Consider the following 4777-nt stretch of genomic DNA (forward strand, 5'->3'; position numbering starts at 1 on the left):
TACAAACAATAGTTTTCTCCACTCCGCTATTCTCAAGGAACAGTAGATGTCTCGACTTCGCTCGACATGACATAATTGTACGCTCGACATGACATAATTGTGCGCACAACATGACAGAGCGAGACGCTTGACATGACAAATCGGGGCGCTCGGAATGACAGAGCGGGACGCTCGGAATGCTCACTTTTTTTTCCTCCATTCTCCATTCCTAATTTCTACCTCATACCTCATACCTCATACTTCATACTTCCTTCTCCCCGTAAAATACACACTTTTTAGAAAATTAACTGACTTTTGCGCTCAGATTTTTGATGTAAAAATACAAATACAAAAAATAAGGAGGATATTTTTTTATGAAAAAACGACTGATTCTTGCCTCCGTTATTCTTTCGCTCTGCCTGCCTTCGCTTTTTGCGAAAGTTGAAGTCCGCAAGGATTCAAAAGGCTGGCGAATGTTTGACGGTGATAAAGAAGTCGAGGTTAAGGGCATAACCTGGAGCAATACGCCAATCGGCAAAGACTACAATTACAGTCTCTGGCGGATGGACGACGAATTCATCTATGCAACGCTGGAAACAGACATGCCACTTCTCAAGGCAATGGGCGTAAACGTTATCCGAAGTTTTGACGACGTTCCGCCAAAGTGGGTTGAATACATTTACGACAAATACGGAATCTACACATTGATTAACAACCTTATGGGACGCTACGGCGTTACCGTAAAAGGAAAGTGGACGTTTCCGACAGATTATCAGGACAAGGACACCCGCGAAACATTGATCGAAATGGCACGGGAAACCGCAGAAAAATACAAAAACGTGCGAGGACTTTTGTTCTACATGCTCGGAAATGAGTCGAACTACGGTCTTGAGTGGTCAAGCACCGAAATCGAAAACCTTCCTGTGGGCGAACAGCACCGTGCAAAGGCCGTGTACCTTTACAGCATGTTCGAAGACGCAATGAAGGAGATGCACAAAATCGACCCGAATCATCCGGTGGGAATCGTAAACGGTGACACGCAGTACATCGATTTGATTGCAGAACTTTGTCCGAGCCTTGATATTTTTGGAAGCAACGTTTACCGCGGCTGGAAATTCTACGACGCGTTCTACGAAGACGTGCTCACAAAACTCGACAAGCCGGCAGTGTTCACAGAATGCGGTGCGGACGCTTTTAATGCAATCACCCAAAAAGAAGACCAGTGGGCGCAGCTCCAGTATTTTAAAACTCAGTGGGAAGAAGTTTACCAGCAGGGCTACGGAAAAGGCCGTCATCAAAACGTTTTGGGTGCATTCCTTTTTGAATGGATTGATGAATGGTGGAAAGTTTATCAGTGGAAAGAACTGGACATTCACAACAAGAACGCAAGCTGGGCAAACTCTGGCTACTCCCTTGATTTTAAAGAGGGCGTTAACAACATGAACGAAGAATGGTTCGGTTTGTGCGCAATCAGCACCCAGACTGTAAACGGAGTAAACAAACGAGTTCCTCGTGCAGTGTACTATTTCTTCTGCGATTTGTGGCAACACTCGCTCTACAATTCAACGAATGAAGAAATCGACGCATTCTTCAAGAATCTTCCTGAATCAATCTATCTTGCTCGCGGAAATTCAGGAAGCATAAGGGAAGACATTGCACAGAACCAGGCATTCAAAATCAAATCTTTGAGCGTTTCTGGCCAGTACACGACTCCAGTTTTCTTGAATTACTTAAAAGACGACATTAAGGACAAGAAAAACTGGCGAGACACATTCCGCTACCCGAACGGAGACTACAGCGAAACCAACGGCGAATACATCAGCAAGGAAGGTCGTGGAAAATATGGCGACAAAGTGGCCGAAGACATTGAGAACAAACCGACTTTCCAGGCAGAAAGTTCGCTCACGCTCGAAATGAATCCTGTGGAACACGTGAACGGCTCGGTTACGTTCAGAGCATTCACGAACGAACCGTTCAGCCGACTCCGCGACCACAACATGAGCTATTACGAAACGGTTCCTGACGGCGAAAGCGTTTATGACCACAAAAAGCATTTTGAAATTTACGCTGCAGATGCCACTTACGAAGGTAAGAATTTTGACATCAAAGGCTACTATCACACGGGACACGCGGGTTACACAAACACCGGCGACGTGTTCAACATCACTCAGGATGCATTTGATTTAGTCGGCTACGACACGAACGGAGACAAAGCTCCGATTGCAGCTGAATTTACGGGAAAAGGAAAACTTTCAGGATTCAATTTTATTGCCGGTCCTGAAATCTACGGCTACGCAACTCCGCAGGCCGTGGCAAATTACTACAAAGGATTCTGGCCTGGATTCAAATATCTTACATGGATTAACTGGGGCGTTGTTTTTGCAGAAGAATTCGGACAGAGCGAGAGACAGGAAAAAGCTCCACAGAACGCTTACGGCGACGGACGCAAGGCTTCGCTTTACGGAGAATTCTACTTCAATAAATTCGCAACCTTAAAACTCGGAGCGCTTACTGCAGGAAACGAAAAAGTCGGTGCTGAATACGTGAGCAAGAAAAACGGTCTCAAAAAAATCACTGACGCAGATACTTTCGGAGGCTACGCTTCGATTTCTACAGGCATGATTCCGTACACGAACCTGTACGTTAACGGAATCTACCGAGGTCTTGTTGCCGACACAAATCCGGCAGGCGTTTACAACGGAATGTTCACCGGCGACTCTGGAAGCGGAAACCGAATCGAAATCCAGACCGGAGCAGATGTTACGTTTGGCGTATTCTCGTTCAAGCCAGTCTTCCGCATGAGACAGCCGATTGAAGAACCGACAGGAGCCAGAAGCATAGTTGCCGGAGACCCGTTCTATGTTGGGCAGGGAAACCGCCGGTCAATGGAACTTGAAGCAATCTTCACTTACGACCCGGAAGGCGGAACTTACTTCCACAACTGGGACAACAACGAAACCGAAAATGCAAAATTCGCATTCTCGCTCGCAGGTCTGTACAAATTCTTTGCGGATGAAACGGACTTGCTCCCGTACAAAGACAATCAGGGACCTAAAGTTCAGCGCAACGACGGAACTTGGGTTGGCGGGGACAACTGGGTGGCTTACAACACGCTTCCTCTGCAGAAGAATCTGTGGCAACTTGGCGCAAGAATCGTCACGAACCCGACTAACAATCTTCGCGTAATCGCAACAGTAAACGCAGGTCACGTTGCACCGTTCGTATGTTACTACGGAGACCCGGACGACATTACGTTCTACGGCGGTTCTGTAGCCCTTCGATACAAAAACTGGATTGCAAGTTCTGCCGTAACAGTAAACGGATGGGGCCCAGAAGGCTGGCACAGAGAACAAAACTGGACGTTCCCTCTCCAATACAGTCTTGACGTAGCTTACGGATTCAAGAAGCCTTCGTTCCTTGACACGAAAAACCGAATCGGTCTTCGCATTTTGGGCACGAACTTCGGAAAATACAGTCAGGATTCTTACGGAGCACTTCCGTACGCTTACCACAAGACACCAACAGCTTCTATTGACGGAGCTAAATACATGGAAGTTACCGCATACTTTAACATCGGTCTGTAAAAAATGCTGCCTCTTAAGCGTTCAGTTTAGAGGCATGCTGAATAAAAAAAAGGAGTCTGCTTATGAAAATAAAAAAAATATCGGGAATCATTCTTGCTGCCTTGACTGCATTCGCCTTCGCCTCATGTGCCATAGACGGAACAGCCAACGACGGTTCCCAGGCAGAGGACAGGCTTTCTCATGGGTATGAGGAACATTCGACTGTTGAAGATGGGCCAGGAGCTCCATTCAAAACTTTTTCAGGTTGCGGAGTTCAACTTTGGGTTACGGATTGGGATCCTGCAAATCCGACAAATCCAACCTGCACTGGAGATGTCGAAGACAATGCTTTCGTAATAACAGGATGCTTAAATTATTGGGGTGGGCAGTTTGGAGCATTTAACGAAATGTCTGGCGTTGAATTCGATATGTCAAAAGTTGCGAAAGTCACTTTTGATGCAAAAGCATCGACTGCAGGAAAGGGGTTGATTTTCTCAGTCCGACTTGGTGATGAAATCGTAAATGAGCTAAAAGATTTCAATGTCACTACAGAATATAAAACATATTCGCTTCAAGTAACAAATCCGATAACGAGTCCGACAACAGAAGTTTTCCGTTTGCAAGGCATTACGGACAACGGCGCGGTTATCGGTGGAAAGAATGTAAAAACATACATAAAAAATGTTGCATTCTTTGACAGCGACGGAAAAGAAATTACCCCTAAGATAGTCAAATAAACTAACCAATCCTATTCATTGTTTCTTCCTTTTGCCGTCTGTGCGCAGTCTCCTTGCACAGGCGGCTTTTTTTATCTTTTAGCTTCATCAGTGGTTGAGTCCGTCGAAACCACAACTAACTTTCCGCCGCAGCTGTGCAAAGATTCTGAATCAAGTTCAGAATGACATCGCTTTTGTTTTCACCCGAAAAGCGCGGTGGTTGAGCTTGTCGAAACCACAATCAACTTTCAGATTTTCAGACGCAGATAAACACAGATTCACACGGATGGGACACAGATACTGAAAAACGCGGATAGCGCAGATTGGTCACAGATACTAAAAAAATCGGGATAACACAACAATGCCAGCCAGAGCGTAGTCGGAATAAGCATTTTTTGTCACCTCGAGCGTAGTCGGAATAAGCATTTTTGTCACCTCGAGCGTAGTCGAGAGGTCTACAAGAGATAGTTTTCTCCACTACGCTATTGTCCAGGAACAGCAGATGTCTCGACTTCGCTC

Annotated in this window: 2 protein-coding genes; both read left to right on the top strand. The window is 45.8% G+C overall.

Going from position 1 to position 4777, the window contains the following annotated elements:
• Positions 1-353: 353 nt before the first annotated feature.
• Positions 354-3563: a glycoside hydrolase family 2 TIM barrel-domain containing protein gene (locus JI65_RS16360; protein WP_191018238.1), complete on the top strand. Its 3210-nt coding sequence runs from the start codon at positions 354-356 to the stop codon at positions 3561-3563.
• A gap of 62 nt (positions 3564-3625) precedes the next feature.
• Positions 3626-4279, top strand: coding sequence for a hypothetical protein (locus JI65_RS16365; RefSeq protein ID WP_191018239.1), 654 nt, complete (start codon positions 3626-3628; stop codon positions 4277-4279).
• Positions 4280-4777: the final 498 nt, after the last annotated feature.

The sequence above is a fragment of the Treponema zioleckii genome, assembly GCF_014737315.1.
In the GTDB taxonomy this organism is placed as follows: domain Bacteria; phylum Spirochaetota; class Spirochaetia; order Treponematales; family Treponemataceae; genus Treponema_D; species Treponema_D zioleckii.

Bases quoted from the DNA above. Each gene is read 5' to 3' on its own strand.
- JI65_RS16365 (WP_191018239.1), top strand. From the start codon at position 3,626: ATGAAAATAAAAAAAATATCGGGAATCATTCTTGCTGCCTTGACTGCA.
- JI65_RS16360 (WP_191018238.1), top strand. From the start codon at position 354: ATGAAAAAACGACTGATTCTTGCCTCCGTTATTCTTTCGCTCTGCCTG.